Below are 2560 nucleotides of genomic sequence, written 5' to 3'. Positions count from 1 at the left end.
CGGACAGCGTGATCGGTGTCGACCCGAACTGGCTGTTCTTCTGCCAGTTCCAGGCAGTGCAACGCTACTTGTCCGAACCGAATGCCTGGCACCTGCCCTTCCCGTTCGAAGACCTGCCGCCAAACCTCGAAGGCTTCGACACGGTGTTCTCCATGGGTGTGTTCTACCACCGCCGCTCGCCGATCGAGCATTTGCTGGCACTGAAGGACTGCCTGGTCAAGGGCGGTGAACTGGTGCTGGAGACGCTGGTAGTCGAAGGTGACAAACACCAGGTGCTGGTGCCGGAAGACCGTTACGCCCAAATGCGCAACGTGTGGTTCCTGCCTTCGGTGCCGGCGCTGGAGCTGTGGCTGCGCCGTGCCGGGTTCAGCGATGTGAAATGCGTGGACGTGAGCACCACCACCGTTGAAGAGCAGCGCGGGACGGAGTGGATGAAATATCAATCGTTGAGCGATTTCCTTGATCCGGAGGATCACAGCAAGACGATTGAAGGGCTGCCGGCGCCGATGCGGGCAGTGATCGTCGCGAAGAAGTAACCTTTCCTTCCAGCCCCTGCAAAAACCTGTGGGAGCTGGCTTGCCAGCGATAGCGGTGTTTCAGTCGACATCAATGTTTGATGTGACGACGTCATCGCTGGCAAGCCAGCTCCCACAGGAATTGATGCGGTTTTCAGATTGTTGGTTTTGCCCGGCGGGCCTTGAAGAATTCGCTGAGCACCGCCCCGCATTCTTCCGCCAACACCCCACCTTCGTACAACACCCGGTGATTCAAAAAGCCCTGGGTAAAAAATTGCCCCTGGCTCTGCACAATCCCCGCTTTGGGCTCCAGCGCGCCGTACACCACCCGCGCAATGCGCGAATGCACGATCAGGCCCGCGCACATGCTGCACGGCTCCAGCGTGACGTAGAGCGTGCTGCCCGGCAGGCGATAGTTGCTGACGGCCTGGGCGGCAGCGCGGATCGCGACCATCTCGGCGTGGGCGCTCGGGTCGTTGCCGCTGATCGGGCAATTGAAGCCGCGACCGATGATCTCACCATCCTGCACCAACACGGCGCCCACCGGTACTTCACCGAGGGCCGCGCCTTGGGCGGCCAGCGCCAGCGCTTCACGCATGAAGTCGCGATCACGGCTGCGGTCGATGATCGCCGCGGGTCGAATCTGCCGCATCATGCCACCTCGATAGCGGCCATCAGGCCGGTTTCCATGTGGTCGATCACATGGCAATGGAACATCCACACCCCGGGGTTATCCGCCACCAGCGCCACTTGCGCGCGCTCGTTCTTGCCCAGCAGGTAAGTATCGGTGAAGTACGGAATCACCTTGTGCCGGTTCGAGGCGATGACTTTGAAACTCATGCCGTGCAGGTGAATCGGATGCTGATACTGGGTCATGTTCTTCAATTCGAAAATGTAGCTTTTGCCCTTCTGGAGTTTGGCAATCGGGCGGTCGGCGCAGGTCTTGTCGGTGATGTCCCAGGCCTTGCCGTTAATTTGCCACAGGCTGGGCGGCTTGCCGTTGTCGACGTTCACCGACACCGAACCGACCCATTCGAAATTGAAGTTGAGTTTCTCGGCATTGGCCAGGTCCGGCTCGGCCACCGGGTTGGCGGGCAGCGCCGCTGGCCACTCGGTCGGCGCATCGCTGTTGGCGACCGAACGGAGTGTCCCGAGGCGCACCGGGCCGTTGCGCAGCGACAATTCTTCACCGGCCGGCGGTGCCTTGATCGCCAGGCAAATGCGCATGCCGGGGCCGAGCCAGTATTCCTTGCCCAGCGGCCGTGGCTCGATCGGGTTGCCGTCCAGCGCGTAGATCTGCGCGTCGACGCCAGGAATATTCAGGCGATAGGTCAGGGTGTTGTCGAGGTTCAGCAAACGCACGCGGGTGATCTGCCCGGCGGGCAATTCGATCACGGCTTGCGAAACCCCATTGATGGTCGACAAGCGTCCTGCCGTGCCACCCCGGGCCGCTTCCCGGGGGATGCTGAACTCGACGAAATTGCCAACCTCGTCGACATGCCAGCTCTTGAGGCTCAAGGTCTTCTCGTATTTGAAACCGGTCGGCTCGCGCTCTTCGACGATCAGCGGGCCGACCAGCCCGCGCCCCAGTTCTTCGCTGCTGTTCACGTGCGGGTGATACCAATAGCTGCCGGCATCCGGGACACGAAATTTGTAGTCGAAATATTCGCCCGGCAACACTGGAAGCTGGGAAACGTAGGGCACGCCATCCATCTCCAGCGGCAGGCGGATACCGTGCCAGTGAATGGTGGTCGCCACCGGCAGGTGATTGATGAAACGCACCCGCAGCCATTCGCCCTGACGTACGCGCAACTCGGTGCCCGGCGCCGACGGGCCGAACGCCCAGGCCTGGGTCTGGTGGCCGGGCACCAGTTCGACGTCCAGCGGTGCAGCGATCAACTCATAGTCGTGGCCCGCGTCCGCATCGGCCATCTTGCCCAACCAATAGCGCGACGCGCCACCGGCCCCCACGCCAACGACAACAAGACCGGCCAGGCCACCGAGGATTTGGCGACGGGTAAAGGACATGAACTCAACTACCTCAC

Annotated in this window: 3 protein-coding genes; 1 reads left to right on the top strand and 2 read right to left on the bottom strand. The window is 61.7% G+C overall.

Features of this window, described 5'->3' with window-relative positions:
• Nucleotides 1–536, top strand: a 536-nt coding sequence (gene cmoB, locus D8V06_RS19015) for a tRNA 5-methoxyuridine(34)/uridine 5-oxyacetic acid(34) synthase CmoB (protein WP_130907466.1), incomplete at its 5' end; no start/stop codon positions are given.
• A 133-nt stretch (nucleotides 537–669) separates the two neighbouring features.
• Here the strand turns inward: cmoB and tadA are convergent.
• Together tadA and D8V06_RS19005 are read right to left on the bottom strand one after the other, a co-directional pair.
• The gene (gene tadA / locus D8V06_RS19010) at nucleotides 670–1167 is read right to left on the bottom strand and encodes a tRNA adenosine(34) deaminase TadA (RefSeq protein ID WP_056855205.1); all 498 of its coding nucleotides are present in this window, start codon (nucleotides 1165–1167) and stop codon (nucleotides 670–672) included.
• On the bottom strand, nucleotides 1167–2543 hold the full coding sequence (locus tag D8V06_RS19005) for a multicopper oxidase family protein (RefSeq protein WP_130931534.1): 1377 nt from the start codon (nucleotides 2541–2543) through the stop codon (nucleotides 1167–1169). The genes tadA and D8V06_RS19005 overlap by 1 nt, the downstream gene beginning before the upstream one ends.
• Between the last annotated feature and the right edge of the window lie 17 nt (nucleotides 2544–2560).

It is taken from the genome of Pseudomonas sp. Sample_24, from assembly GCF_004307605.1.
Taxonomy (GTDB): domain Bacteria; phylum Pseudomonadota; class Gammaproteobacteria; order Pseudomonadales; family Pseudomonadaceae; genus Aquipseudomonas.
Note: the sequence above shows the minus strand (reverse complement) of the source record. Positions and strands in the feature narration are given on the sequence as shown.